We start from the raw sequence: 24,934 nt of genomic DNA, 5'->3' as shown, positions 1-24,934 counted from the left end.
GGTCTCGGTTTCACTTTCACTGCGGTTCGCCAACCCTTAACCACGCGGACGACGAATCCCGGGTAATGGCGGCCACCGACGAGGAAACGTACGTCGAGCACCCGTTGCTCGAACCGGGGTTCATCGAGCGCCGTCGCTACCAGCTCGAACTCGCGTCCGATGCCCGCGACGCGCACACGCTGGTCTGTCTCCCCACCGGCCTCGGCAAGACGACGGTGAGCCTGCTCGTGACCGCCGAACGCCTCCACGACATCGGCGGGACGGCGCTCTTTCTCGCCCCGACCAAGCCGCTCGTCCAGCAACACGCCGACTTCTACCGCGAGGCGCTCTCCATCCCCGACGACGAGATTACGGTGTTTACCGGCGAGGTACGGCCGGACGACCGGGCCGACCTGTGGACGGGGAGCCGCATCGTCATCGCCACGCCGCAGGTGGTGGAAAACGACCTGATCGGCGGACGCATCTCGCTGTCCGACGTGACCCACTGCACCTTCGACGAGTGTCACCGCGCGACCGGCGACTACGCCTACGTCTACATCGCGGAGCGCTACCACGCCGACGCCGAGGCGCCGCTGGTGACGGGCATGAGCGCCTCGCCCGGCGGCGACGAGGAGGCGATCCGCACCGTCTGTGAGAATCTCGGGTTGAGCGAGGTGGCGGTGATGACCGAAGAGGACGCCGACGTGGCCGACTACACCCACGACACCGAAGTCGAGTGGGAGCGGGTGACGCTGCCCGACCCGGTGCTCGACATCAGAGACGCGATCAACGAGGTCATCACCGACCGGCTGGAGCAACTGAAAGAGCTCGGCGTCACGAACAAGACGAGTCCGGACCTCTCCCAGCGCGACCTGAACTCGATGCGCGGGCAGTTACAGGACCTCATCGACGCCGACCAGTCGGAGGGGTACGAGGGGATGTCGATCCACGCCGAGGTGATGAAGCTTCGTCGAGCCGTGGAACTCGCGGAGACGCAGTCCGTCGAATCCCTGCGTCGCTACTTCGAGCGCCAGCGCAACGCCGCCCGCGCCTCCGGGGCGTCGAAAGCGAGCCAGCGGCTCGTCTCGGAGCCCAAGGTACGGGAAGCGATGCGGAACGCCGAGGATTTCGACGACCTACATCCCAAGTTCAGGCAGACGCGCGTCCTCCTCGCACGGACGCTCGGCATCGGCGGCGGGGACCGCGTCATCGTCTTCACCGAGTCCCGCGACACCGCCGAGGCGCTGACCGACTTCCTGAGCGAGAGCTTCGACGTGCGGCGGTTCGTCGGCCAGGGCGACAAGGAGGGGTCGGACGGCATGACCCAGACGGAACAGGGCGAGACGCTCGACGCCTTTCGAAACGGTGAGTTCGAGGTGTTGGTCTCTACCTCCGTCGCCGAGGAGGGACTGGACGTGCCCGAGGTCGACCTCGTGCTCTTTTACGAACCGGTGCCCACCGCGATCCGATCCATCCAGCGCAAGGGGCGGACGGGCCGACAGGACGAGGGTCGGGTGGTCGTCCTGATGGCCGAGGACACCCGCGACGAGGCCTTCTTCTGGATCTCCCGACGACGCGAACAGGAGATGGAAGACGAGCTGAAGGAGCTGAAAGGCGTCGCCGACGAGATGGCGGCGGAACTCGACGACTCCCAGACGGCGCTCGACTCGTTCGATGGTGCGGAGACGGGCGCCAGCGCCGAGGCCGACGGCGGTGCGACGGCCCAGCCGGGGCTGGCCGACTTCGGGGCGACGGATGCGGACGAGGCGGGCGAAAGCGAGAGCGCGGACACCGACGCCGTCGTCGCCACCGCGGAGACGGACGAGGACGACGACACCGTCGAAATCGTCGTCGACCAGCGCGAACTCGACTCCGCCATCGCCCGCGACCTCTCGACCCGCGAGGGGATCGAGACGCGACTGGAGACGCTGGCGGTGGGCGATTACGTCGTCTCGGACCGCGTCGCGCTCGAACGCAAGACCGTCTCCGACTTCCTCGACACCCTCACCGGGGGCGACCGCTCCCTGTTCGACCAGGTGGGCGACCTGTCGCGTCACTACGCCCGCCCCGTCGTCCTGATCGAAGGCGAGGGGCTCTACGAGGAGCGCAACGTCCATCCCGACGCCATCCGTGGGGCGCTGGCGTCGCTCACGGTCGATTTCGGCGTGAGCGTCCTGCGGACGGAGGGGGAGGGCGACACGGCTGACCTCCTCGCGGTGCTTGCCGGCCGGGAGCAGACGACCCGTGACCGCGCGGTCAGCGTCCACGGCGAGAAGAGCGCGAAGACGCTGGCCGAACAGCAGGAGTACGTCGTCGGCGCCATCGCGGATATCGGCCCGGTGACGGCACGCTCGCTGCTCGAACACTTCGGCAGCGTCGAGGCCGTGATGACGGCCCGCGAGGGGGACTTACTGGACGTGGACGGCGTGGGCGAGGTCACCGCCGACCGCATCCGCGACGTAGTGGGCAGCGACTACCGTTGAAAGTCCAGTGCGGCGAGCGTCTCCGCGGCCTCGCGCGCGGCCGAGAGGAACTCCGTGGCCCGCCGCGGGTCGTCCGCTTCTTCGGCCGCCCGCGCGTACCGGAGCAGCGTCCGCGAGAGCGACGCGCGGGCCTCGTCGAGCGATCCGTCGGCGGACGCCGACGGTCGACTCGCCGTCGGCTCCGCACCCGCGTCGCGAATCCGTCCGTCGCTCGTAACGGTCATCCTTTCGTCGGCCGTGCCGGGTTGCACGGGGCGGCCGGCGGCCTCGGGGGCCGGAGTCGTGTCGTCCGCCGCCGCGTCGGCGGTGTCGGCCGCCGTCTCGGGTTCGGTAACCTCCTCGGACGCCGTCGTCTCGGCCTCGGCGTCCCGTTCGGCCGCCTCCTCACCGGCCGTCTGGCACGTCGGACAGAACTCCTGTCCGTCGTAACGGAAGATGGGATCGCCACAGGTGTCACAGTGGCTGTTCGTCATCGTCGCTCCCTTCAAGAGGAGTTCGCTCATGCGTTGCGTACTCGCGCGCTTCTCCTGGTCGCGTTCGTACTTCTCCCGGAGTCGCTCGCGCTCGGCCTCCTCGTCGAACCCGCTCATAGGGTCGAAAAGACGGTCGAGGTCGAAAAACCCCACGGGCTCGCCCCGCGATTTTCGACGGTCGTCGATCGGTCGTACGCCGACTGCGGGCCGAATACGGCCCTTCCGAAGCGTTTAATCGGAATCCGCAGCCATCGGTACGTGATATGACGAAAGTCAGCGTCATCGGCGCCGCAGGGACGGTCGGGGCCGCGGCCGGCTACAACATCGCGCTCCGCGATATCGCGGACGAACTCGTCTTCGTCGACATTCCGGATATGGAGGCGGAGACGATCGGGCAGGCGGCCGACGCGAACCACGGCATCGCCTACGACTCGAACACGGTCGTCCGGCAGGGCGGCTACGAGGCGACCGAGGGATCGGACGTGGTGGTCATCACCGCGGGCATCCCCCGGAAACCCGGTCAGACCCGCATCGACCTCGCCGGCGACAACGCGCCGATCATGGAGGACATCGGCTCCTCGCTCGCGGAGTACAACGACGACTTCGTGTCGATCACCACCTCGAACCCGGTCGACCTCCTCAATCGCCACCTCTACGAGACGGGCGACCGCGACCGATCCTCGGTCGTCGGCTTCGGCGGCCGCCTCGACTCCGCCCGGTTCCGCTACGTCCTCTCCGAGCGGTTCGACGCGCCGGTCAAGAACGTCGAGGCGACGATCCTCGGCGAACACGGCGACGCGCAGGTACCCGTCTTCTCGAAGGTGCGGGTCGACGGCCGCGACCCCGACTTTTCGGCCGACGAACGCGAAGAGATCCTCGGCAACCTCAAGCAGTCCGCGATGGATGTCATCGAGCGCAAGGGCGCGACCGAGTGGGGCCCGGCGACGGGCGTCGCCCACATGGTCGAGGCCGTGATCCGCGACACCGGCGCGGTCCTCCCCGGCAGCGTCGTCCTCGACGGCGAGTACGGCTACGAGGACACCGCGTTCGGCGTCCCCGTCAAACTCGGCGCGAACGGCGTCGAGGAGGTCGTGGAGTGGGACCTCGACGACTACGAGGCGGACCTGATGGACGACGCGGCGGAAAAGCTGAGCGAGCAGTACGACGAAATCGCCTGAGTCTTATATAGGAGGCCGCGGCCAGCCTCCCCGTGATCTGACGAGCAGTCACGGGGTGTTCGCGGGCGCGTGGTGCCACACCTCGTGACGCTGCCAGGAGAGGCGCCACCTGTTTGCCATCACAGCCGTCGCGTCAGCGCCGCCGCCGTCTTCTCGCCGACGCCGTCCACGTCCTGTAGATCCGCGGCCGACGCCGTGCGGACGTTCTCGACGCTCCCGAACCGCCGGAGGAGTCGTCGTCGCGTCTCGGGGCCGACGCCCGGCACGTCGTCGAGCGCCGTCGACACCTCGTCTCGGAGGGCCCCGTGGTACTGGACGGCAAAGCGATGGGCCTCGTCGCGAACCCGCTGGCAGAGATGGAGGTGGGGGGCGTCGTCGGCCCAGTCGTGGACGCCGCCGGGCGTTACGATCCGCTCTTCGGCTTTCGCCAGTGCAACGGCGGGCACGTCCCAGCCCGTCTCCGCGAGGGCGTCGCGAGCGGCGGCGAGTTGGCCGTCGCCGCCGTCGATCAAGAGGAGGTCCGGATCGGGGCGGTCATCCGTCCCGTCGACGGCACGGGCGGCCCGCCAGCGCACGAGTTCGCGCATGTTCGCGTAGTCGTCGTTGCGCTCGGTGAGTTTCTTCCGACGGTACGCCGATTTCTCGGCGCTCCCGTCGACGAAACAGACGTCGCTCCCGACGACCGCCGTCCCGCCGCTGTGGCTTACGTCGAACCCTTCGATCCGTTCGACGGGGGCGTCGAGACCGAGTTCGTCGGCGAGCCGCTCTGCGGCGTCGTCGCCGCCGGCCCGTCGGCGAGCGTTTTTCAGTGCGAGGTCGACGAGCTTCGCCTCGCGGCCGGCTCCTGGAACGCGCACGGCGACGCCTTCGGCCTCCAGCCACGCGAGCACCTCGTCGTCGTCCGGCCGTTCGGAACACAGCAGGGCGTCGGGGAGGTTGCGGTCGGCGTAGTACTGGGGGACGAAGGCCGCGAGGAGCGTCCCTACCCGATCCTCGCCCTCCGGTGCGTCGAGCCGGTGGCGCGAGCGGTCGACGAGTTGCCCCCGTTCGCTGTGCAGGCGCGCGACCGTCGCCCGGTCGCCCTCGACGGCGGCGCCGAGAACGTCGACCGTCCGCTCGTCGGACGGGTCGGCCACCGCGTCGCCGCCGGCACCGTGAAACGACTCGACGGTCTCTAGGCGGTCACGGAGGTTGGCGGCGCGTTCGAACGACCGGTCCTGTGCCGCGGCTTCCATCTCCCGGCGGAGCGGGTCGGCGAGGGTGCCCGTCTCCCCCTTGAAAAAGCGGACGGCGGCATGGACGTCCTCGGCGTACGACTCGGCGTCGATTTCGCCGGTGCAGGGGGCGCTGCAGAGTCCCATCTCGTAGTCGAGACAGGGTCGATCCCGGCCGCGGTACTTGTGGTCCGAACAGCCACGGAGCCCGTACGTCTCCCGGAGCGCCTTCACGACCGTCTCGACCCGACCCTTGTCGGTGAAGGGGCCGAAGACGGTCGCCCCCTCGTCGGGGTCCCGCGTCACCTCGATCCGTGGCGCGTCGTGGTCGGTGAGTTGGACGAGTGGATAGGACTTGTCGTCCTTGAGCCGGACGTTGTACCGCGGCTGGTGGCGCTTGATGAGGTTCGCCTCCAGCAAGAGCGCCTGCGTCTCGGTGTCGGTGACGGCCACGTCGATCCGGTCGGCCCGGTCGACCATGCGCCGGATACGGTCGCTCCGCGGGTCGGCGTAGGAGCGCACGCGCGCTCGGATGTCGACCGCTTTGCCGACGTAGCGGACGTGCTCGCCCTCGTAAAAGAGGTAAACGCCCGGATCGGGCGGCAGGTCGGCCGCACGTGCTCGAACCGCCGTCGCGTCCATCGGAGTGTCGTAGCCGGCGAGCACAAATGAGCCTGACGCGTTCGCTCGGATTTTCGCCTGTGATAATCGCCGGAAACCGTTAAGAACCGACATATCGACCGGTGGCGTATGAATAACGCTCCCGAGTCACAGGCAGGGAAACGATCGGTGGAGTTGAACATCGACGACGACGTGTTGATCGACGGCGTCGGGATGCCGGTGTTCGTCCTCGACCGGAACGGGTCGATTGCGGCGTGGAACCACAGCATCGAACGGCTGACTGGCAACGGCGACGACGCCGCTATCGGTTCGACGCGGCCGAGTTCGGTGTTTTACCCCGACGGCCGCGAATCGGAGATGCTGGCTCAGACGGTGCTCGATGCGCCGGAATCGGCCGACGAGCGGTCGGGCATCGAACTCGAGGACGACGACCTGTCGCTCTACGCGATGGAGGAGACGATGACGGATCGATGGGGAGAGACGCGGCACCTCCGGCACACGTCGATGCCGCTGTACGAGGACGGCGAGTTCGTCGCCGTCATCCAGGCGATCCGCGATCGGACGACGGCGGTGAAGCGCCGTGAAGCGGTGGCGGATCTCGTCGACGAGGTCCGTGGGACGCTCCACGACCTCGCCGAGGGACGGCTCGACGCCCGGGCGGCGTTCGACGCCGACGAACGCGAAGTCGACGACCGCCTCGCGCTGGTCGTCGAGGAGCTGAACCGGACGGCGGCGGAGTTCGAGAGCCTCACCGGACAGGTCGACGACGAGACGCAGTCGTTGGCGGACGCCATCGACCGCACGGCGACGGCGGCGGACGCCATCGCCGACAACGTCAAGGAGCAAAACGAGCTACTAATCGAGGGGGCCGACGAGATGCAGTCGTTCAGCGCGGGCATCGAGGAGGTGGCGGCGACGACGGACGAAGTGGAGTCGGCGGCCGAGGACGCCCGCGACGCGGCGGCGACGGGGCAGGACGCGAGCGAGGACGCCCGGGCGGCGACCGAGAGCGTCGTCGACGTGGGCGAGGAACTGGTCGAGGACGTGACCGCCCTCGGCGATCGGATGGACGACATCGAGGAGGTCGTGGAGGTCATCTCGGAGGTGGCGGACCGGACGAACCTGCTCGCCTTGAACGCCAACATCGAGGCGGCGCGGGCGGGCGAGGACGGCGACGGGTTCGCCGTCGTCGCGGAGGAAGTGAAGTCGCTGGCCGAACAGACCCACGACCACACCGAAGCGATCACCGACGACATTCAGGCGCTCCAGACCCAGACGGAGGAGACGGTAGGGGCGGCGACCCACTCGCTCGACCGTATCGAGGAGGCGAGCGACCGTATCGACGCGGTGTTGGAGACGTTCGAGGATATCGCCGACACCATCGATCGGGTGGCGGACGGTGTCGCGGAGGTGTCGCGGACGGCCGACGATCAGGCGGCGACCGCCGAGGAACTGACGGCGACTATCGAGAACCTCCGGGATCGGGCCGAAGAGACGGCCGACGCAGCGGATCGGATCGTCGCCGCAGCCGACGAAGCTGACGGGGCCGTCGACGAACTCCAGCGGAGCGTGGCGGACATCCGGGCCGACGGGCGCGAGGACAGGCTATAACACGGCCGGCGGCGATGGTCGGGCATGGGCGAGACGGAGCGGTTGTGGCTGGTCGACCGAACCTACGACGACAAGGGACTCATCTCACTGGCGTACGCGACGGCCGACGGGACGGCGGTACGTCGGATCGAACGGGCGCCGATCGCCGTCGAGCGGTCGGGCGGGGTCACCGCGGCCGTCGACGCCGATCCGGACGCGCTCGAACCGATCTCGGACGCCGACCTGCGCGAGCGGTACGCCGCCGAGGCGACGCGGATGGCGGCGCGACACGAACCCGACGAGACGGTGTGAGCGGGTCGTAAGCGAGCGCCGGGGGAGGAAGAGAGCAAGCTTTGTACTGCACGCGCGACTACCCCCGACAATGGACGCCCCGCTGTGGACGGAGACGCACGCCCCCGGACTCGACGACCTGCCACAGGCGTCGGTCCGGGACCGTCTCGACCGTGCGGTCGACGAACCGATGAACCTCGTCGTGCAGGGACCACCGGGCGCCGGCAAGACTGCCGCCGTCCGGGCGCTCGCCGACGCCGCACACGCGGACGCGACTGATCTCGTCGAGATCAACGTCGCGGACTTCTTCGACCGGACGAAAAGGGAGATTCGCGAGGACCCCCGGTTCGAGCAGTTCCTCACCGGCCGCTCGCGCATGGCGAAACGCGACATGATCAACCGCGTGCTGAAGGAGTCGGCGAGCTACGCCCCCGTCTCCGGCGACTACAAGACGATCGTTCTCGACAACGCCGAGGCGATCCGCGAGGACTTCCAGCAGGCGCTCCGCCGGGTGATGGAGCGCCACCACCGCACCACCCAGTTCGTGATCGTCACTCGCCAGCCGTCGACGCTGATCGCACCCGTTCGGTCGCGGTGTTTCCCGGTGCCCGTCCGGGCGCCGACGGCCGACGAAATCGAAGCGGTCGTCCGGGACATCCTCGACGCCGAGGCCGTCGACTACGACGCCGACGGTCTGGAGTTCGTCGCCGGCTACGCCGACGGCGACCTCCGGAAGGCGATCCTCGGTGCTCAGGCCGCCGCCGTCGAGGCCGGCGAAGTGACGATGACGACGGTCCACGGGACGCTCCGGGACGTGGGCCACGACGACGAACTCGCCGCGATCCTGGAGTCGGCCGAGGCGGGCGATGTCGCCGATGCGCGGAAGACCGTGGGCACCCTGCTGGACGACGAGGGGTACGACGGGCAGTCGCTGCTGGTCGACCTGCTGGAGGCGGGGCGCAAGCGCTACGACGGCGAGCGGCTCGCGCGCCTCCATCGCCTCGCGGGCGAGGTGGATCACGATCTGGTGACGGGGACGGACGACCGCCTCCACCTCACGCATCTGCTGGCGTCGTGGGGGACCGGACAGGGCACGCACCGATGATCGGTCCCTCGTTCTCGCTCGCGCCCGGCGCCCGCCGGTTCACCCTGCCGCCGCTGTTCGCCGCGATCCCGCTCGCCGTGTTGGCGCCGCCGCTCGGCGCCCTCGCCCTCGCGCTCGGCGGGTTCGTGATCTGGTTCTTTCGCGACCCCGAGCGCACGCCGCCGCCGAACGGCGTCGTCGCCCCCGCCGACGGCCGCGTCTCCGTCGTCCGCGAGGAAGAGAATCGAATTCGGGTCGGCGTGTTCATGAACGTCACCGACGTGCACGTCCTCCGGGCGCCGATGGACGGAACGGTCGAGACGGCCACGCACCGACCCGGCGCGCACCGGCCGGCGTTCACCAAGGATTCGGATCGCAACGAACGGGTCGACATGGCCTTCGACACCCACGACGTGTCGATGATCGCCGGCTGGTTCGCGCGGCGCATCCATCCCTACTGCGGCGCCGGCGACGCCGTCACCCGCGGCGACCGGATCGGTCACATCGACTTCGGGAGCCGGGCGGACGTACTCCTGCCGGCCGACTACGACCGCGACGATCTGCTCGTCGCGACGGGCGATGCCGTCCGTGCCGGGGAGACGGTCCTGGCTCTCGAGTCGCCGTAATCACGCCATATGTTATCTAACGGCCGCCCGTTTGGACAGGGTTAAATGCGCGCAATTCGTTAGTATCAAAAGTATGTCAGACGATTCCACCCGACGACGATTCCTGCGTGTGGCCGGAGTGACTGGCGTCGCCGCCTTGGCCGGATGTAGCGGCGGTGGCGGTGGCGGCTCCGGCGGTGAGAACGGCGGCGACGGTAGCGGCAGCGGTGACACCCGCCTCTCGTGGCACGCCGGCGGCACCGGTGGGACCTACTTCCCGCTCTCGAACGAGTTCAAGTCGGTCGTCGAGGCGAACACGGACTTCACGCTGAACGTCCAGTCGACGGGCGCCAGCGTCGAGAACGTAGGGAATCTCGCGAGCGGCGACGCCGATTTCGCCCTGATTCAGAACGACATCGCCTACTTTGCCAAAAACGGCACGGGTATCGAGGCGTTCCAGGGCAACGCCGTCGACAACCTGCGGGGCGTCGCGACGCTTTACCCCGAAACCATCACCGTCGTCACGCTCCAGAGTACGGGCATCGAGACGCTCTCGGACCTGTCGGGTGCGACGATCAACACCGGTGACCTCGGGTCGGGCACGCAGGTTAACGCCCTCCAGATTCTCGACGCCGTCGGCGTCACGGAGTTCACCGAGCAGAACGCCTCGTTCTCGCAGGCGGCAGATCAGCTCCGGAACGGCGACATCGACGCCGCGTTCGTCGTCGGCGGCTGGCCCGTCGGCGCCATCGAGGACCTGGCGACGACCAACGACATCAACATCGTCCCCATCGCGGGCGAGAACCGCGAGGCCGTCAAGGACGCCGCCTCCTGGTTCGCGAACGACACCATCCCCGCGGGCACGTACAGCGGTGTCGACAGCGCCGTCGAGACGGTGGCCGTGCAGGCGATGATCGCAACCCGTTCCGGCGTCCCCGAGTCGACGGTCGAGACGGTCACGGCGGCCATCTTCGACAACGTGAGCGAACTCACGATCAAGACCGACTTCATCGGCAAGGACTCGGCCCAGGACGGCATGTCCATCGAGCTTCACCCCGGCGCGGCCGCGTACTTCGACGCGTAACGTCGCCGCGCACACGCTTTCGACGCCATGAAGCGCCGATACGTCGCCGCCGTCGCCATCGTCGTTCTCGCCGCCGCCCTCGGGAGCGTCGCGGCCGCTCCCGACCGGCCGACGCTCGTCGTCAGCGACGCGGAGACGGGCGACATCTACCTCGAAACCCCCATCGACAACGGCACCGTGGTGGCGCTTGAATACACCCACAGCGTGGAAAAAACCCGCGTCTACGAGGCCTACACGGTCCGTGGCGACCGGCTGGTGATGACACACATGGAGTTCGAATCGTTCGGCTGGGGGTTGCCGAGCCGTGCGAACGTCACTCGGAAGAACGGGACCTTTATCTACGATCCACCGGGCAGTTACGAGCGATTGACGGTCGCACCCGGCCGGATCGCCGGCCACCGTCTCCACGTCGGCGACGAGACGTACGATCTGGTCGCTCTCTCGGACGGCCGGTCGGTGACGCTTTCGATTCGGCACGAATCCGGGTTCGCGATCCCACTCTAGGAGTCGATAGATGACCGATGATACACCCGACGAGACGGTAGACGAACCGGATCGAGAGGAGACCGACGCGCTCATCCAGGAGATCGAGCGCAAACGATCGCTGGGTGGCTGGGCGGTCGTCGCCGTCGCCGCCATCGGCATCACTTTCTCCCTGTTTCAGATGTGGCTCGCGGCGAAGGGCTTCATCCTCTCGCTCACCGTGCCCGGCCTCGGCGAGGTGGAGTTCGTCTCGCTCCAACTCCTCCAGATCAACGCCATCCACGTCGCCTTCGGCCTCGTTCTCACGTTCCTGCTCTACCCGGGTAGCACCGGCGAGGGCCCCGTCTCGTCTCGCTGTGTCGCGCTCGGCGCGATGCTCGACGACCGACTCGGCGCCACGCATCCGCTCTCGCGGGTCGTCCACGCCGTCGGCGACGCGCTCCGCTGGATCTTCGTCGACCCCGAGATGGACCGCGTGACGCCTTTCGACCTCGCGCTCATTCCCGTTGCCGTTCTCTCTGCGGCCTACTTCATCACCGACTTTCAGGAGATTCAGACGATGCGCGCGCTGGGACTGGAGGCCGGCCGGCCCATTCACGAGGTGTTCACGTTTCTCGACCCCGTCGCGGGCCTGCTCGGTCCGTTGGCCGACATCTCCTACGCGATGTTGCTGGGTATCCTCGGGGTCCTCCTCGTCCTCGAAGCGACCCGCCGGGCGATCAGCCTCTATCTCATGCTCATCGTCGCGGCGTTCATCGTCTACGCCCGGTTCGGCGTCCTCATTCCGCAGAACGCCGCCTACGTGGGCGTCCTCTCTATCCCCGAACTCTCGTGGCCCTCGATCATCCAGAACCTCTGGTACAACACGGAGAACGGCGTCTTCGGCATCCCGGTCACCGTCTCCGTCCAGTTCATCTACATCTTCATCCTCTTTGGCGCCTTCCTCGAGATGTCCGGCGCCGGCAAGTGGTTCATCGACCTCGCGTACGCGGCGACCGGGACCCGTCGGGGCGGCCCGGCCAAAGCCTCGATCCTCGCCTCGGGCTTCATGGGCACTATCTCCGGCTCCTCCATCGCCAACACGGTGACGACGGGCGCGTTCACCATCCCCCTGATGAAGAAGTCGGGCTACAGCCCCGAGTTCGCGGGCGGGGTGGAGGCTTCCGCGTCGTCGGGCGGCCAGATCCTGCCGCCCGTGATGGGTGCCGCCGCGTTCCTCATCGTCCAGTATACGGCGACGCCGTTCGCGGACGTGATCGTCGCCGCCGCGATTCCGGCCATCGTCTTCTTCTTCGGTATCTGGGTGATGGTTCACTTCGAGGCGTCGAAACTCGGCATCGGCGGCCTCGATCCCGCCGATCTCGTCGACGTCCGGTCGCATCTCCGGGATGGCTGGTTCTACCTCGTCCCGATCGGCCTGTTGCTCTACTACCTCATCGTCGAACGCCTGTCGGTCGCGCGGTCGGCGTGGTTCACGCTCGTCGCTATCGGTGCCCTGATCGCGCTCGTCGCGGCCTACAGCGACGAGACGCGGGGCCGACTCGGCGCGCTGTTCGTCGGCCTGTTCGCGGCGACGCTCGGCGCGCAGTACGTCGCCGGCACCGGCATCCCCGGGGCGCTCCTCGGCACCGGCGCGGGCGGCCAGTCGCTCGCGGCGGCGTTCGCGGCCACTCTCGGCCAACTCGGCGGCATCAGCATCGTCGCGGGCGTGCTCACGCTGGCGACCCACCCCTTCATCGAGGCGCCGCTACTGGAGTACGACGACGCGGTGGACCGGGCCGCCGAGACGACGGCGACGGCCGTCGGCCGCCCTCGCCTCGCGGACAACGGCCTCCACCGTCTCGGCGTCTTCCTCGGGAAGTCGATGGAGGGCGGGGCACGGACCGCGGTGCCGGTCGTCATCGCCGTCGCCGCCGCGGGCATCATCCCCGGCGTCATCAGCGTCTCCGGTCTCGGGCCGAATCTGGTCGCGCTCATCGAGGCCGTCGCCGGCGGGTCGCTCGTTCTTCTCCTCCTCGTCACCGCCGTCTCCTCCATCCTGCTCGGTATGGGGATGCCGACGACGGTCACTTACATCATCCTCGTCTCCCTGCTCGCGCCGGCCCTGACTGTCTTCGGCGTGCCCGAACTCGCCGCACACCTCTTCATCCTCTATTTCGGCGTCATCGCCGACATCACTCCCCCCGTCGCCGTCGCGGCCTACGCCGCCTCCGGGGTGGCGAAATCCGACGCCTTCCAGACCGGGATCGAGGCCTTCTCGCTCTCCCTGAACAAGGCAATCGTCCCCTTCGCGTTCGTCCTCGCGCCGGGGCTCGTGCTCTTGCGCCGTGAGCCGGACGCCGCGAATCTGGAGGTAGGCGAGAAATACCGCGTCCTCGGGACCGCCGACCTGTTCGACCTGGGCTATATCATCCCCGAGGTGGTGATCCCCGTGGTCGGGCTCTTCCTCGGCGTCGTCGCCCTCGCGGCGACGGTCATCGGCTACGTCTACACGCCGGTTTCCCGCCTCGAACGCGGTGCCTTCGCGCTGAGTTCGCTCCTCCTGATGGCGCCCGGCCTCGGCGTCCGGGGAGCTCTCGACGTTCTCGGCCTGGTCGGAATCGGGGGCGGCGGTGGGAGCGAAGTCGCCGTCGGAATCGATCTCGCACTCCGGGGCGTCGGCCTCGCGCTCTTCGTGGCGCTTCTCCTCGGTAACCGGGGACAGGGCGCCTCCGGCTTCTTCGGTAGCGAGACCGATTCGGAGACGGATGCCGAGCCCGAAACCGCCTGATACGGATTATTGTAACGGTTCGCCGGTGGATCGCCGAGACGAGCCGGCTATCCATCGGTAGTGACTTACGATAAACCGTATGAGCGCGGCGCCCTCATCGCTCCAGCAGGTGGACGTGCCGCGTGAGCGAGCGATGGACCGGCCGCTCGAAGCTCGCCTCGACCGTCCACCCCGCGTCTTCGGCCGCCTCGCGCCACGACCGATCGGCGACGACGACCGCCCGCGGCGCGACTCGGGCCGCTTCCGCGAGCGCTCCCGAGACGAGATCCGCGAGGGAGTGGCGGGCGATTTTCGACTGGCGGCCGTACGGTGCGTCGAATACGACGCCGTCGACCGCGTCGTCGACGAGAGGGAGGGCCGTCGCGTCGCCACGGCAGAGGTGGTAGTCGTCGAGATACGCCCGACAGTTCTCGCTGGCGCCGTATACCATCTTTCGCTGGGCGTCGATCCCGATGGGACGGGAACCGACGAGCCCCGCCTCGATCAGCGTGCCCCCCGTCCCGCACATCGGATCGAGAACCGTCGCCCCCGGTTCGGCGCCGACGAGGTTGACGAACGCGCGGGCGTCGAGCGGGGCCATACTTCCGGGCTGGAAGAAGGGCCGGTCGGTCGGCTTGCGGTTGCCGTAGTCGCGGACGCTCTCGGCGACCAGCCAGCCGAGCAGGCAGGTGTCGCCGGCGAAGCAGGCCCGGAGTTCGTGGTCGGGGGCGTCGAGGTCGACGACGAACCCGCGGTCGACGAGCGCGGTGCCGAGTTCACGTTCGGCACGGCGGGTGTCGATCCCCGCCGTCCCCCGAACGTCGCGAGCGCGGACGGCGACGGTGCCCGAGCGGTCGATCGTCGCCGCCTCGACGGCGGCCCGCGCAGCGTCGATATCGGCCACGCAGCGGCCGAGCAGTCGGCTGGCGCGGTGGGTGTACGCGAGCGTTCGGAGGCGGTCTTCGTCGACGCCCCGGGCCGTCGCCAACCCGGGGGCGATCACGTCGACCGCCGTCGCTGCACACGCGGCTTCCCGGGCCGCGAACGCGTCGTCCTCGCCCGCGAGTTCGAGACCGTACACGCGTCGCCGTCCGTCCGCCGTCGGCATGAGACTACCGACCCGCCGGCGACGGCCCACCAATCTTTTTAAACCTTAAATACGATACTTAAGTCGTCTCATGACCGATCCCAAGGAGACGATCAACATCGAGAACGTGGTGGCTTCTACCGGAATCGGACAGGAACTCGACCTCCAGAGCGTCGCGATGGACTTGGAAGGCGCGGATTACGACCCCGAGCAGTTTCCCGGCCTCGTCTACCGGACACAGAACCCCAAGTCGGCGGCGCTGATCTTCCGGTCGGGGAAGATAGTCTGCACCGGCGCGAAATCCACCGCCGACGTTCACGAGAGCCTACACATCGTCTTCGATAAGCTCCGCGACCTCAAGATCAGCGTGGACGACGATCCGGAAATCGTCGTTCAGAACATCGTCACGAGCGCGGATCTGGGTCGGAATCTCAACCTCAACGCCATCGCTATCGGCCTCGGTCTGGAGAACATCGAGTACGAACCCGAGCAGTTCCCCGGTTTGGTCTATCGTCTCGACGACCCCAACGTGGTCGCGCTCCTCTTTGGGTCCGGCAAACTCGTCATCACGGGCGGAAAACAGCCCGAGGACGCCGAGGAAGCGGTCGACGTGATCGTCTCCCGCCTCGAAGAACTCGGACTCCTGGGATAGTCACCGGCCCCGATGGTCCCCGTCCCGCTCCAGACGGTCGGCGCGGCGTCCCCCCTCGCCGTCGCCGGCACCGCCGCGCTGTTTGCCCTGTTTCTCACCCTCACCGCCCACCTCGCCGCCCGGAACGTACTCGGCGACGTACCGGTTCGCAACGCCTTCCTCGTCGGGCCGTTCCCCGCCGCTATCGCCGTCGTCGCCGCCGCGCTCGAACTCCCCTCTATCCCCGCGCTCCTCGTCGCCCTCGCCGTCGACGCCGTCCTGATCAAGTACGTCTACGACATCGACCGCCGGCTGACCGCCGGCGTCACCGCGATTCACGCCGTCGTCAGCATCATCCTCGGGAGCATGATCTTCAGCCTCTACGTACTCGTCCTCTCGGCGCCGGGCTAACCGATCGTCCGCACCACGCTCCGAACCGTGAGCGCGCCGAGCACGCAGACGACGCCGATACCCACGCCGACCGTCGCCGCCTCGGTGTGGCCGAGCAACAGGGCCACCGCGTACAGCAGGATCCCCACCGCCCCGCCACCCGTCAGGAGCGTGTCCACGGCATCGAGCGGTTCGTCCATCGACGGGAGCCGTTCGCGGTCGACAGTGTGTGAACTCATACCGTGAGCTTCGGTACCAGCTCACACTAATCTTACGCATACGTTCATTATGTATTCTCTCTGAAAATATTCGCGCACCACGGCAATCCCTATTAGACGCCGCCACGCACGTGAGGTCAATGGGTCTCCGTGACGTGGTGTGGAACGACGCCGAGCGCCGCCCCCGGGCGCTCTTCCGGGTCGTCCTCCTGATCGTCGTCTCGGCGCTGCTTGCCGTCGGGACGAGCGTCGGCGCGACGATCGGATTCGGGTCGCTCCGGGCGTGGCTCGCGACGACGTTCGGCGAGGCCGTCGGGACGGCCGTCGTCGCCGTCGTCGGTATCGCTCTCACCGGCGGGACGGTCACGCTCTCCGTGCTGATCGCCGGCCGGTACATCGACCGGCGACGACTCCGCGATTTCGGCCTCCGACTCGACCGGGACTGGTGGCTCGACTGCGGGTTCGGCCTCGCCCTCGGCGCCGGCCTCATGGCACTGCTCTTTCTCGTCACGCTCGCGGCCGGGTGGGTGCGCGTGACCGGCACCGTCCAGCCCCGTTCCGGCTTTCCCGTTCGCTTTGCCGGTCTCGTCGCCGTCTTCGTTGTCGTCGGCGTCTACGAGGAACTCCTCCTGCGGGGGTATCTCCTGACGAACGCCGCCGAGGGGCTCGCCGGCATCCTCGGGGACCGCGGTGCCGTCGTGAGTGCGACGCTTCTCTCCTCGCTCGTGTTCGGCCTCGCCCACGCCAACAACCCGAACGTGACGATGCTCTCGACGCTCGCTATCGTCGTCGCGGGCGTGATGCTGGCCGTCGGCTACGTCCTGACCGGCGAACTCGCGGTTCCCATTGGCCTCCATATCACTTGGAACCTGTTTCAGGGCGGTGTCTTCGGGTTTCCCGTCTCCGGTCTGGGCGTCAGTGCGAGCGTCGTCGCCGTCGAGGAGACGGGACCGAACGTCGTCACCGGCGGCGCGTTCGGCCCGGAAGCGGGCCTCCTCGGCCTCGGTGCGATGGCCGTCGGCACCGCCGCTATCGCCGCTTGGGTCCGGTGGCGCACCGGCGACCTGCGGATCGACTCGGCGGTGACGACGCCGGAGTTGCGACCGGAGCGGGACGCGACGGACGGGTCGATCGACGGCGACCGCTGGGAGCCGGCGCCCGAGGACTGATCACTCCACCAGCCGCTCGATTTCGGTGACGAGGATGTCGCTCGCCCCCATCGCTTTGAGGTCGTTGATGACGCCGAAGACGGCGCGCTCCGCGACGACGGCGTGGACCGCCACGTCGTCGCTGCCGGCCACGTCCATCACCGTCGGGCCGCCCATCCCCGGCAACACGTCGCGCACGTCGTCGAGGCGGTCCTCGGGCACGTTCAACATCACGTAGCGCCGATCCTCGGCGGCGAGGACGGATTCGAAGGCCGTTACCAGTTGCCGGATTTTCTCGTCGTCGACGGCGTCGGGGTGGGCAACGAGCCGGACCGAACTCGAAAGCACCTCCTCGATTTCGGCCAGCCGGTTCACGCGGAGCGTCGTCCCCGTCGACGTGATGTCGACGATGGCGTCCGCCATGTCGACGTGGGGGGTGAGCTCCGTCGCGCCCGTCACCTCGACCACGTCGGCGTCGACACCCCGTTCCGCGAAGAAGTCGCGGGTGATGCGGGGAAACTCGGTGGCGACGGTGCCACCCTCCAGATCCGCGACCGTCTCGATGTCGCCGTCCTCCGGCGCAGCGACGACGAGGCGGCACCGACCAAATTCGAGGTCGAGCAGGTCGACCAGGTCGTGCCCCGACTCCCGCACCTGATCGAGGCCGGTGATCCCCACGGCGGCGGCGCCGTCGGAGACGTACTCGGGGATGTCGGCGGCGCGGGCAAAGAGCGCGGTCACGTCGGGGTCGACCGTGTTCGCGTAGAGTTTGCGGTCCGCGCCGCCTTCGAGGTGGAGGCCGGCGCGTTCGAGGAGGTCGATCGAGGGATCGTGCAGACGGCCCTTGTTGGGGATGGCGATGCGCATTGTCGATATCTCTCGGTCCGGGTGCAATTGCCTTTTGGGTGCGAAGCCCCGGTCCCTACGGTTTCCGCGATTCCGCGGCTCACTCCGCCCGCCGCGTCGCGTCGAGGCCTCGGTCACGACCGCAACGCCTCGACCACCCGTTCGCTCGCGCTCGACACCGCCCCCGCCCGCGCCATCACGACGAGATACCGCCCCACCTCGTTTCGGATCTGGCCGGCGCTCACGTCGTCATGCACCTCACTCAGCCGGTCGTCGGCGTGTCCCAGCCGGGCCGCCGCGTCGGTCAGCGCCGTCCGTCCCAGGATCGTCGGCTCCGCCGCCGCCGCCCGAACCGCGTCGATCGCCTCGCGTCGGACTGCCGCCACGTCGTCGGCCGACTCGACCGCGAACGTCTCGCCGTCGGCGACGGCGTTACGGAGCGACGCGAACGCCCGCAGACCGAGCAGGGAGGCGTGTGCCCAGTGCAGGGACCGCGCGGGCCACTCGTCGTCCCAGTCGTCGTCGTGTCGAGGGTTGATCGGCCGGTAGAGGTCCTCCAGCGCCGCCGCCGCGGGCGTCCCCTCGGTGTCGACTCCCTCGATTTGCCACGGCTCCTCGGCGTCGACGGGCGGCAGGTCGTCGCGCTCCGACTCGAACGTCTCGCGCACGGTCCGGCGGGCGTCGAGAAACCGGGTACGAAGTTCCGTCGGCTCGTCGACCGACGCCAGCAGCCGGTCGTAACAGTGGGTGGCGTCGGAAACGGCGACGCGGGCGCGTTCGACCTCCTCGGCGATTTCGCCCACACCGAGGGGGTTGCCGACGCGGTAGCGCCGGGGCTCGCCGAGCGCGATGTCGGCCCGCCCCGCGTCGACGCGCTCCTCGATTTCGGCGTGGACCCGCACCGCGACGGCCGGATCGCCGCCGAGATACCGCCACCGCTCCCGGAACGCCGCCCGCTCGTCGCGGACGGTCCCGGCCTCCTCGCGCATGTCGTCGCGGGTCAGGCCGTCGTCGACGGCACGCCACGCCCCGGCGGCGAAGCGGGCCTCGGCCCGCGCGTCGGCGAGGGCGTCCAGCCGTTCGAACGGCGTCGGCGCCACGGCTGCGGCGTCCAGGCTCTCGACGGCGTACTCCCGTTTTCGCCGGACCTGCTCGCGCATCGCTCCGTTCGGAAGGTCGTCGGATCCGAGGCTCGCGGGCACGGCGTCGAGAAGCGCCCGCGCGCGCTCCTCGCTCGCCGCGAGGTGGGCCGCGCCGACGCCGACAGGGAGCCGTTCCGGCACCGCGGGCACCGAGTCGTCGACGAGCGCCCGGATCGCCGCGCCGTCGAGTTCGGTCCGGCCGTCGCCGAGGGGGTTCGCCGCGCTACATCCCGCGAGCGCGCCGAGGGCCGCGAGCGCGCCCCGACGGGTGAGCGTGTGATCGTTCATTCCGCCCTCCGCGATTCGTTTTGCCGCCGTCGCAGCCGTGCGTTGCGTTCCTCGCAGGTGCCCGACCCGTAGCTCGATCCGTAGCTGTCGATGCCGCTCGGATCGAACGCCTCGGGGATTCGGATCAGCGTCGCGATCGTGTCCTCGGCGTCCGTCTCGCAGGCCACGTCGGCGTCGCGGTAGCGCCGGGCGTAGCTCGTCTCGATGTCGTCCTCGGACCACCGGACGTGACAGAGTTCCGGCGCGAAACACTCTTGTACGGTTTGCTGTTCGACGTACACCGTCGCGGCGTCGTAGTCGGTCGCGTCGAGGAAGGCGCGGGCCTCGTCGACGCCGGGAACGTCCGCGACGGAGAGGCCGGCGGCGTCGTCCGGCCCCGTGACGAACGTGTGGTGTCGGTAGTGCCGACGGTCCTCGTCCTCGCGTGGCGTCGGGCGCTCGCCGGTCCAGACGACCGGTTCGGCGCTCGGGTTGCGGAGGCTGTACGACTCGGGGTCGGTCTCGACGGACCCGACTTCCTCGGGCGGATAGCTCGACCCCGACGACGACTCGCCGGAACAGCCGGCGAATCCGGTCAGAAGCGCCGCCGCGCCGGAGAGGGCGCGTCTGCGTGTGGTGGAGGGCATCGATACCACTCCCGGTCCGATCGGTAAACGTCTTTTCACCGAACCGGACTTAACCCGGCCGGAGGTAATGGTGGGATATGGCTACCCTCTCGATCCGTGGCGGGCGAATTCTCCGATCGGATATGACCGTCACCGAAGCGGACGTGTTGGTCGACCGCGAGGCGGGCGACATCGTCGAAATCGGTGCCGAACTCGCCGGCGACGACGAACTCGACGCCGACGGCGACCTGGTGATGCCGGGACTAGTGAACGCCCACACCCACGTTGCCATGACGCTCCTTCGCGGCCACGCCGACGACAAACCCCTCGATACGTGGCTTCGGGAGGACATCTGGCCGGTCGAGGCGGCGCTCGACCCCGACGACATCGCGGCCGGCGCCGCCCTCGGAATCCTCGAGATGATCAAGTCGGGGACGACGACGTTCGCGGACATGTACTTCGAAATCGACCGCACGGCCGACGTGGTCGACCGGGCGGGCGTGCGGGCCGTCCTCGGCCACGGCGCCATCTCCGCCGGCAAGGACGACGTGGCGGCCCGCGCCGACATCGAGGAATCGATCGAGATGGCCCGGCGACTCGACGGCGCCGCGGATGGACGAATCTCGACGGCCGTGATGCCACACAGCCTCACGACCGTCACGCCGGAGTTGCTCGAACTGGCGGCCACCGAGGCCCACGAGACGGGCGTGCCGGTCCACTACCACGCCAACGAGACGGTCGACGAAGTCGACCCCATCGTCGAGGACCGGGGACTGCGGCCGCTGGAGTGGGCCGCGGAGATGGGGCTCTGTACCGAAGCGGATTTTCTCGCCCACGGCGTCCACCTCGACGACGCGGAGATCGACCTCCTCTCCCGGCGGGGCACGGGTGTCGTCCACTGCCCGGCGTCGAACATGAAACTCGCCTCCGGGATGGCGCCGGTCCAGCGCCTCCTCGACGCTGGCGTCCCCGTCGGCCTCGGCACCGACGGCGCCGCCTCGAACAACGACCTCGACCTCTTCGACGAACTGCGGGACGCGGCGATGCTGGGGAAACTCGCCGCCGGTGACGCGAGCGCCGTCCCCGCCCCCGACGCCGTCCACATGGCGACGGCGGGCGGCGCGGACGTACTGGGTCTGAACGCCGGCCGGATCGAGGCCGGTGCCGCCGCCGACCTCGCGGTGGTCGACCTCGACGCGCCGCATCTGACGCCCGAACACGACCTCGTGAGCCACCTCGCCTACGCCGTCCGTGGTTCGGACGTGCGCCACACGATCTGTGACGGCGAGGTGGTGATGCGTGACCGGGAGGTGTTGACGCTGGACGAGGCGGCGGTGATGGCGCGGGCCGCGGAGCGTGCGGAGGGGTTGCTGGACCGGGTGGGGGTCTGATAGTGATCATTGTAAGTCAGTACCGGTGGTTCGCCAGAACGGGTCGGCGAACCACCGGTACACCGTTACAATAAACACTATGAGACGGGGGTCTCACAACGCGGCGCGCGTTCTCATTCCCCTACGACACCGCGGGTCTCGAACCCGTCGAGCGTACACCCCGCTGACTCGGCGACCTGCTCCACGACACCGCGGGTCTCGAACCCGTCGAGAGCGGGCCACCGATGACTCGGTGGCCCGCTCTCCGGGCTTCGAGACGGTAGCGTTTTGCCACGCCTCCCATTACGAACGGTATGACCGCTCCCACCGTAACCGAGCGACTCGACGACCCTGCCGCCGCCCGTGCCGAGGGCCGTCGGAAGATGGACTGGGCCGAGGCGCATATGCCCATCCTCGCCGAACTTCGCGCGGAGTTTGCGGCCGAGCAACCCCTCGCAGGCGAGCGAATCGCGATGGCGATGCACGTCGAGGCCAAGACGGCGGTGCTCGTCGAACTCCTCGCCGTCGGCGGCGCGGAGGTCGCTATCACCGGCTGCAACCCCCTCTCGACCCAAAACGACGTGAGCGCGGCGCTCGACGCTGTCGACGGCGTCGCCTCCTACGCCATCCACGATGTCGATACCGACGAGTACTACGACGCCATCGAAGCCGTCGTCGGCGTCGACCCCACCATCACCGTCGACGACGGCGCCGACATGGTGACCCACATCCACGACGAACATCCCGAGTTGATCCCCCAACTCAAGGGTGGCTGTGAGGAGACGACCACGGGTGTCCACCGCCTGCGGTCGATGGCCGACGACGGCGCGCTGGAGTATCCGATGTTCGCAGTCAACGACACGCCGATGAAGACGCTGTTCGACAACGTCCACGGCACCGGCGAGTCGGCGCTGACCAACATCGCCATGACGACCAACCTCGCCATCGCGGGCAAGACGGTGGTCGTCGCGGGCTACGGCTACTGTGGCCGCGGCGTCGCGAAGAAGGCCGCGGGGATGGACGCCGACGTGATCGTCACGGAAGTCGATCCCCGGCGCGCCCTCGAAGCGCACATGGAGGGCTACGAGGTGATGCCCATGAACGAGGCGGCGAGCGAAGGCGACGTGTTCGTGACGACGACGGGCAACCGCGACGTGCTCACCCGCGAGGACTTCGAGCGGATGCCGGATGGCGTCCTGCTGGCCAACGCAGGCCACTTCGACGTGGAGATCAACCTCGACCAGCTCGCCGATATGGCCGTCTCGAGCCGCGAGGTCCGCGACGGCGTGCAGGAGTACGAACTGCCCGACGGCCGGCGGCTGAACGTCCTCGCCGAAGGCCGACTCGTCAATCTCGCCGGCCCGCTCTCGATGGGCCATCCCGTCGAGGTGATGGATCAGAGTTTCGGCGTGCAAGCGGTCTGCGTACGCGAACTGTCGGCCGCTCCCGACGCCTACGACGCGGGCGTCCACGAGGTGCCGGACCGCCTCGACCGGGAGGTGGCGGAGGTGAAACTCGACGCCGAGGGCATCGCCATCGACGGCCTGAGCGACGACCAGCGCGAGTATCTGGACTCGTGGGATCACGGGACCTGACGCGTCGCCTGTCCATCCGGGCGTAACTGGCTTATTTAACCGTCGACAGTCAGCTAGTAACCTACCAGGATGTTCTCTCCCCGCGACCGACTCTCCGACATCGAGCTCTCCCGTCGGGATCGGATCATCGTCTACTACCTCACGGGGCTTCTGGCACTCGTCCTCGTCTACGCGGCCGTGTACAACGTCGTGATGGCGCGGCTGGAGGGGGTCGATCAGTCCATCTTTGCCTCGATCGAGTTCGTCGCGCAGACGATGACGACGACCGGCTACGGTCAGGATTCGGGGCACTGGAGCCACCCGGTGACGTACCTGTTCGTGATCCTGACGCAGGTGTCGGGCATCGGCATCGGCTTCTTTACGCTCCGATTAATCATCATCCCCCTGTTTACCGACGCCGAGGTCAACCTCGACGACCGACTCTCGCGCAAGGAGGACCACGTCGTCATCTGTGAGTACCGCCGCGACTCCGCCGTGCTCCTCGAGGAACTCAGGGAACTCGGAATCGACTACGTCCTGATCTCCTCGTCCAAGGAGGACGCCAAGAACCTCTCCGACGAGGGGTACGCCGCCATCCACGGCTCCCCGCAGGATGTGTCGGCGTTCGAGCGGGCCAGCATCGGAGACGCCCGGGCGGTCATCACCGACGCCGGGGTGGCGAACGTCAACACCATCCTCACGGTGCGATCGGTGCGCCCGGACGTCGAAATCATCGCGCTCACCGACGACAGCGACCTGCGGGACGTGTTGCGTTCGACCGGCGCCGACAGCGTGCTCTCCCCCCACGGTGTCTTGGGCCACCGCCTCGCCGAGAAAGCCGTCTCCTCGTTCAGCGCCGAGCTGACGGATACGATCGATCTGGGCGCCGACGTGGAAGTGGTCGAGATTCCGGTCGCCCACGGCAGTCGACTGGTCGGAATGCGCATCCGGGACTCGCGGATCAGGGAGCGGACGGGCGCGAACATCATCGGCGCCTGGATCGACGGCGAACTGCAGTTGCCCCCCGATCCGGACGCGGTCATCCAACCGAACACGGTGTTGCTCGTCACGGGCGGCCACGAGGCGCTGGAGGCGTTCAGCGAGTTCACCCGGTCGCGTCGCTCCCTCCGGAAACACGAGCGCATCGTCCTCGTCGGACACGGGGAGGTCGGACGGGCCGCACGGTCGGTCGTCGAGGAGTCGGGGATCGACTTCGTGACTGTCGACATCGAGGAGCGTGACGGGGTCGACATCGTCGGCGACGCCGGCTCGCGGTCGGTGCTGCGGGAGGCGGGCGTCGAGCGGTCGGACGCCATCGTCGTTGGACTCCCCGACGATTCGGCGTCCCTGTTGACGACCGTTCTGGCACGGTCGATGAACCCGGACGCCGAGATACTGGTCCGGGTGAGCGACGCCGACGCCACGAGAAAGGCGCTGAGTGCTGGCGCCGACTACGTCCTGTCGGTCCCGCGGGTGAGCGCCCGGATGGTCGCCAGGGAACTGCGCGGCGAGGACGTGATCACGCCGTCGACACAGATTCGGATCGTCCGCGTGTCCGCGGCGCCGTTTGCCGGGCGAACCCTCGCCGAATCGCGCATCTACGAGGAGACCGGCTGTCGCGTCATCGCCGTCGAAGACGACACCGGGCCGTCGGTCGCGGTCGACCCACACCAGCGGTTCACCGGCGACGAGCGCCTCACGGTCGTCGGCTCCGACGAGGCGATTCAGCGGTTCCGAAAGCGGTTCGACGTTCCCTCGCTGGAGACGGAGTCTTGAACAGCTCCGGTACGACGGCCTGCCC

General features: G+C 68.5%; 22 protein-coding genes. 15 read left to right on the top strand and 7 right to left on the bottom strand.

Features of this window, described 5'->3' with window-relative positions; translation table 11 throughout:
* The first annotated feature begins 65 nt into the window (after window positions 1-65).
* Window positions 66-2,462, top strand: coding sequence for a DEAD/DEAH box helicase (locus tag HALNA_RS17150; protein WP_049937561.1), 2,397 nt, complete (start codon window positions 66-68; stop codon window positions 2,460-2,462).
* On the opposite strand, the gene HALNA_RS17145 is transcribed toward HALNA_RS17150, so the two are convergent.
* Window positions 2,453-3,052: an Sjogren's syndrome/scleroderma autoantigen 1 family protein gene (locus HALNA_RS17145; RefSeq protein ID WP_049937559.1), complete on the bottom strand. Its 600-nt coding sequence runs from the start codon at window positions 3,050-3,052 to the stop codon at window positions 2,453-2,455. The genes HALNA_RS17150 and HALNA_RS17145 overlap by 10 nt on opposite strands.
* 146 nt (window positions 3,053-3,198) lie before the next feature.
* Between HALNA_RS17145 and mdh the strand changes: the two genes are divergently transcribed.
* The gene (gene mdh / locus HALNA_RS17140) at window positions 3,199-4,113 is read left to right on the top strand and encodes a malate dehydrogenase (RefSeq protein WP_049937558.1); all 915 of its coding nucleotides are present in this window, start codon (window positions 3,199-3,201) and stop codon (window positions 4,111-4,113) included.
* A gap of 119 nt (window positions 4,114-4,232) precedes the next feature.
* Here mdh and HALNA_RS17135 read toward each other — a convergent pair whose 3' ends face one another.
* Window positions 4,233-5,969, bottom strand: a complete 1,737-nt coding sequence (locus HALNA_RS17135; RefSeq protein WP_049937557.1) for an excinuclease ABC subunit C — start codon at window positions 5,967-5,969, stop codon at window positions 4,233-4,235.
* 108 nt (window positions 5,970-6,077) lie between these two features.
* Between HALNA_RS17135 and HALNA_RS17130 the strand changes: the two genes are divergently transcribed.
* From HALNA_RS17130 to HALNA_RS17100, 7 genes are all read left to right on the top strand, one after another.
* Complete coding sequence (locus HALNA_RS17130) at window positions 6,078-7,559, top strand: methyl-accepting chemotaxis protein (RefSeq protein ID WP_245576043.1); 1,482 nt, start codon at window positions 6,078-6,080, stop codon at window positions 7,557-7,559.
* Between the two features lie 24 nt (window positions 7,560-7,583).
* Complete coding sequence (locus HALNA_RS17125) at window positions 7,584-7,850, top strand: hypothetical protein (protein WP_049937556.1); 267 nt, start codon at window positions 7,584-7,586, stop codon at window positions 7,848-7,850.
* A 70-nt stretch (window positions 7,851-7,920) separates the two neighbouring features.
* Window positions 7,921-8,934: an AAA family ATPase gene (locus HALNA_RS17120; RefSeq protein WP_049937555.1), complete on the top strand. Its 1,014-nt coding sequence runs from the start codon at window positions 7,921-7,923 to the stop codon at window positions 8,932-8,934.
* The gene (locus HALNA_RS17115; RefSeq protein WP_049937554.1) at window positions 8,931-9,539 is read left to right on the top strand and encodes a protein sorting system archaetidylserine decarboxylase; all 609 of its coding nucleotides are present in this window, start codon (window positions 8,931-8,933) and stop codon (window positions 9,537-9,539) included. The genes HALNA_RS17120 and HALNA_RS17115 overlap by 4 nt, the downstream gene beginning before the upstream one ends.
* 73 nt (window positions 9,540-9,612) lie before the next feature.
* Window positions 9,613-10,602 (top strand): TAXI family TRAP transporter solute-binding subunit, encoded by a 990-nt coding sequence (locus tag HALNA_RS17110; protein ID WP_049937553.1) that lies wholly within the window; start codon window positions 9,613-9,615, stop codon window positions 10,600-10,602.
* A 27-nt stretch (window positions 10,603-10,629) separates the two neighbouring features.
* Complete coding sequence (locus HALNA_RS17105) at window positions 10,630-11,106, top strand: DUF1850 domain-containing protein (RefSeq protein WP_049937552.1); 477 nt, start codon at window positions 10,630-10,632, stop codon at window positions 11,104-11,106.
* Window positions 11,107-11,116: 10 nt separating this feature from the next.
* Window positions 11,117-13,855, top strand: a complete 2,739-nt coding sequence (locus tag HALNA_RS17100; RefSeq protein ID WP_084510098.1) for a TRAP transporter permease — start codon at window positions 11,117-11,119, stop codon at window positions 13,853-13,855.
* A 94-nt stretch (window positions 13,856-13,949) separates the two neighbouring features.
* Here HALNA_RS17100 and HALNA_RS17095 read toward each other — a convergent pair whose 3' ends face one another.
* Window positions 13,950-14,942 (bottom strand): methyltransferase domain-containing protein, encoded by a 993-nt coding sequence (locus HALNA_RS17095; RefSeq protein WP_049937551.1) that lies wholly within the window; start codon window positions 14,940-14,942, stop codon window positions 13,950-13,952.
* Window positions 14,943-15,012: 70 nt separating this feature from the next.
* Here HALNA_RS17095 and HALNA_RS17090 point away from each other — a divergent pair, with 70 nt between their 5' ends.
* Complete coding sequence (locus tag HALNA_RS17090) at window positions 15,013-15,573, top strand: TATA-box-binding protein (protein ID WP_049937549.1); 561 nt, start codon at window positions 15,013-15,015, stop codon at window positions 15,571-15,573.
* 12 nt (window positions 15,574-15,585) lie between these two features.
* Window positions 15,586-15,963, top strand: a complete 378-nt coding sequence (locus tag HALNA_RS17085; RefSeq protein ID WP_049937548.1) for a DUF7473 family protein — start codon at window positions 15,586-15,588, stop codon at window positions 15,961-15,963.
* Here the strand turns inward: HALNA_RS17085 and HALNA_RS17080 are convergent.
* Window positions 15,960-16,181: a hypothetical protein gene (locus HALNA_RS17080; RefSeq protein ID WP_049937547.1), complete on the bottom strand. Its 222-nt coding sequence runs from the start codon at window positions 16,179-16,181 to the stop codon at window positions 15,960-15,962. The genes HALNA_RS17085 and HALNA_RS17080 overlap by 4 nt on opposite strands.
* Before the next feature lie 119 nt (window positions 16,182-16,300).
* Here HALNA_RS17080 and HALNA_RS17075 point away from each other — a divergent pair, with 119 nt between their 5' ends.
* Window positions 16,301-17,329 carry a CPBP family intramembrane glutamic endopeptidase gene (locus HALNA_RS17075; protein ID WP_049937546.1) on the top strand — a complete coding sequence of 343 codons (1,029 nt, stop codon included), beginning with the start codon at window positions 16,301-16,303 and terminating at the stop codon, window positions 17,327-17,329.
* Here HALNA_RS17075 and hisG read toward each other — a convergent pair whose 3' ends face one another.
* The 3 genes from hisG to HALNA_RS17060 all read right to left on the bottom strand — a co-directional run bounded on the left by hisG (window position 17,330) and on the right by HALNA_RS17060 (window position 20,210).
* Window positions 17,330-18,175: an ATP phosphoribosyltransferase gene (hisG, locus tag HALNA_RS17070; protein WP_049937545.1), complete on the bottom strand. Its 846-nt coding sequence runs from the start codon at window positions 18,173-18,175 to the stop codon at window positions 17,330-17,332.
* A gap of 113 nt (window positions 18,176-18,288) precedes the next feature.
* Window positions 18,289-19,584, bottom strand: coding sequence for a hypothetical protein (locus HALNA_RS17065; RefSeq protein WP_049937544.1), 1,296 nt, complete (start codon window positions 19,582-19,584; stop codon window positions 18,289-18,291).
* Window positions 19,581-20,210, bottom strand: a complete 630-nt coding sequence (locus HALNA_RS17060; protein ID WP_049937543.1) for a hypothetical protein — start codon at window positions 20,208-20,210, stop codon at window positions 19,581-19,583. Before HALNA_RS17060 ends, HALNA_RS17065 begins: the two co-directional genes overlap by 4 nt.
* A gap of 77 nt (window positions 20,211-20,287) precedes the next feature.
* On the opposite strand from HALNA_RS17060, the gene HALNA_RS17055 reads away from it, so the two are divergent.
* From HALNA_RS17055 to HALNA_RS17045, 3 genes are all read left to right on the top strand, one after another.
* Window positions 20,288-21,580, top strand: coding sequence for an amidohydrolase (locus HALNA_RS17055; protein WP_049937542.1), 1,293 nt, complete (start codon window positions 20,288-20,290; stop codon window positions 21,578-21,580).
* A gap of 293 nt (window positions 21,581-21,873) precedes the next feature.
* The gene (locus tag HALNA_RS17050) at window positions 21,874-23,154 is read left to right on the top strand and encodes an adenosylhomocysteinase (protein WP_049937541.1); all 1,281 of its coding nucleotides are present in this window, start codon (window positions 21,874-21,876) and stop codon (window positions 23,152-23,154) included.
* Between the two features lie 69 nt (window positions 23,155-23,223).
* On the top strand, window positions 23,224-24,909 hold the full coding sequence (locus HALNA_RS17045) for a potassium channel family protein (RefSeq protein ID WP_049937539.1): 1,686 nt from the start codon (window positions 23,224-23,226) through the stop codon (window positions 24,907-24,909).
* The last annotated feature ends 25 nt before the right edge of the window (window positions 24,910-24,934 follow it).

Source organism: Haloplanus natans DSM 17983 (assembly GCF_000427685.1).
Taxonomy (GTDB): Archaea; Halobacteriota; Halobacteria; order Halobacteriales; family Haloferacaceae; genus Haloplanus; species Haloplanus natans.
Note: the sequence above shows the minus strand (reverse complement) of the source record. Positions and strands in the feature narration are given on the sequence as shown.

What these genes read in the sequence shown, in the direction of transcription:
- HALNA_RS17090 (WP_049937549.1), top strand. Translation starts at nt 15,013, where the DNA reads ATGACCGATCCCAAGGAGACGATCAACATCGAGAACGTGGTGGCTTCT.
- HALNA_RS17075 (WP_049937546.1), top strand. Translation starts at nt 16,301, where the DNA reads ATGGGTCTCCGTGACGTGGTGTGGAACGACGCCGAGCGCCGCCCCCGG.
- HALNA_RS17120 (WP_049937555.1), top strand. Translation starts at nt 7,921, where the DNA reads ATGGACGCCCCGCTGTGGACGGAGACGCACGCCCCCGGACTCGACGAC.
- HALNA_RS17125 (WP_049937556.1), top strand. Translation starts at nt 7,584, where the DNA reads ATGGGCGAGACGGAGCGGTTGTGGCTGGTCGACCGAACCTACGACGAC.
- HALNA_RS17050 (WP_049937541.1), top strand. Translation starts at nt 21,874, where the DNA reads ATGACCGCTCCCACCGTAACCGAGCGACTCGACGACCCTGCCGCCGCC.
- HALNA_RS17100 (WP_084510098.1), top strand. Translation starts at nt 11,117, where the DNA reads ATGACCGATGATACACCCGACGAGACGGTAGACGAACCGGATCGAGAG.
- mdh (WP_049937558.1), top strand. Translation starts at nt 3,199, where the DNA reads ATGACGAAAGTCAGCGTCATCGGCGCCGCAGGGACGGTCGGGGCCGCG.
- HALNA_RS17110 (WP_049937553.1), top strand. Translation starts at nt 9,613, where the DNA reads ATGTCAGACGATTCCACCCGACGACGATTCCTGCGTGTGGCCGGAGTG.
- HALNA_RS17055 (WP_049937542.1), top strand. Translation starts at nt 20,288, where the DNA reads ATGGCTACCCTCTCGATCCGTGGCGGGCGAATTCTCCGATCGGATATG.
- HALNA_RS17080 (WP_049937547.1), bottom strand. Translation starts at nt 16,181, where the DNA reads ATGAGTTCACACACTGTCGACCGCGAACGGCTCCCGTCGATGGACGAA.
- HALNA_RS17145 (WP_049937559.1), bottom strand. Translation starts at nt 3,052, where the DNA reads ATGAGCGGGTTCGACGAGGAGGCCGAGCGCGAGCGACTCCGGGAGAAG.
- HALNA_RS17045 (WP_049937539.1), top strand. Translation starts at nt 23,224, where the DNA reads ATGTTCTCTCCCCGCGACCGACTCTCCGACATCGAGCTCTCCCGTCGG.
- hisG (WP_049937545.1), bottom strand. Translation starts at nt 18,175, where the DNA reads ATGCGCATCGCCATCCCCAACAAGGGCCGTCTGCACGATCCCTCGATC.
- HALNA_RS17085 (WP_049937548.1), top strand. Translation starts at nt 15,586, where the DNA reads ATGGTCCCCGTCCCGCTCCAGACGGTCGGCGCGGCGTCCCCCCTCGCC.
- HALNA_RS17115 (WP_049937554.1), top strand. Translation starts at nt 8,931, where the DNA reads ATGATCGGTCCCTCGTTCTCGCTCGCGCCCGGCGCCCGCCGGTTCACC.
- HALNA_RS17135 (WP_049937557.1), bottom strand. Translation starts at nt 5,969, where the DNA reads ATGGACGCGACGGCGGTTCGAGCACGTGCGGCCGACCTGCCGCCCGAT.
- HALNA_RS17105 (WP_049937552.1), top strand. Translation starts at nt 10,630, where the DNA reads ATGAAGCGCCGATACGTCGCCGCCGTCGCCATCGTCGTTCTCGCCGCC.
- HALNA_RS17095 (WP_049937551.1), bottom strand. Translation starts at nt 14,942, where the DNA reads ATGCCGACGGCGGACGGACGGCGACGCGTGTACGGTCTCGAACTCGCG.
- HALNA_RS17065 (WP_049937544.1), bottom strand. Translation starts at nt 19,584, where the DNA reads ATGAACGATCACACGCTCACCCGTCGGGGCGCGCTCGCGGCCCTCGGC.
- HALNA_RS17150 (WP_049937561.1), top strand. Translation starts at nt 66, where the DNA reads ATGGCGGCCACCGACGAGGAAACGTACGTCGAGCACCCGTTGCTCGAA.
- HALNA_RS17130 (WP_245576043.1), top strand. Translation starts at nt 6,078, where the DNA reads ATGAATAACGCTCCCGAGTCACAGGCAGGGAAACGATCGGTGGAGTTG.
- HALNA_RS17060 (WP_049937543.1), bottom strand. Translation starts at nt 20,210, where the DNA reads ATGCCCTCCACCACACGCAGACGCGCCCTCTCCGGCGCGGCGGCGCTT.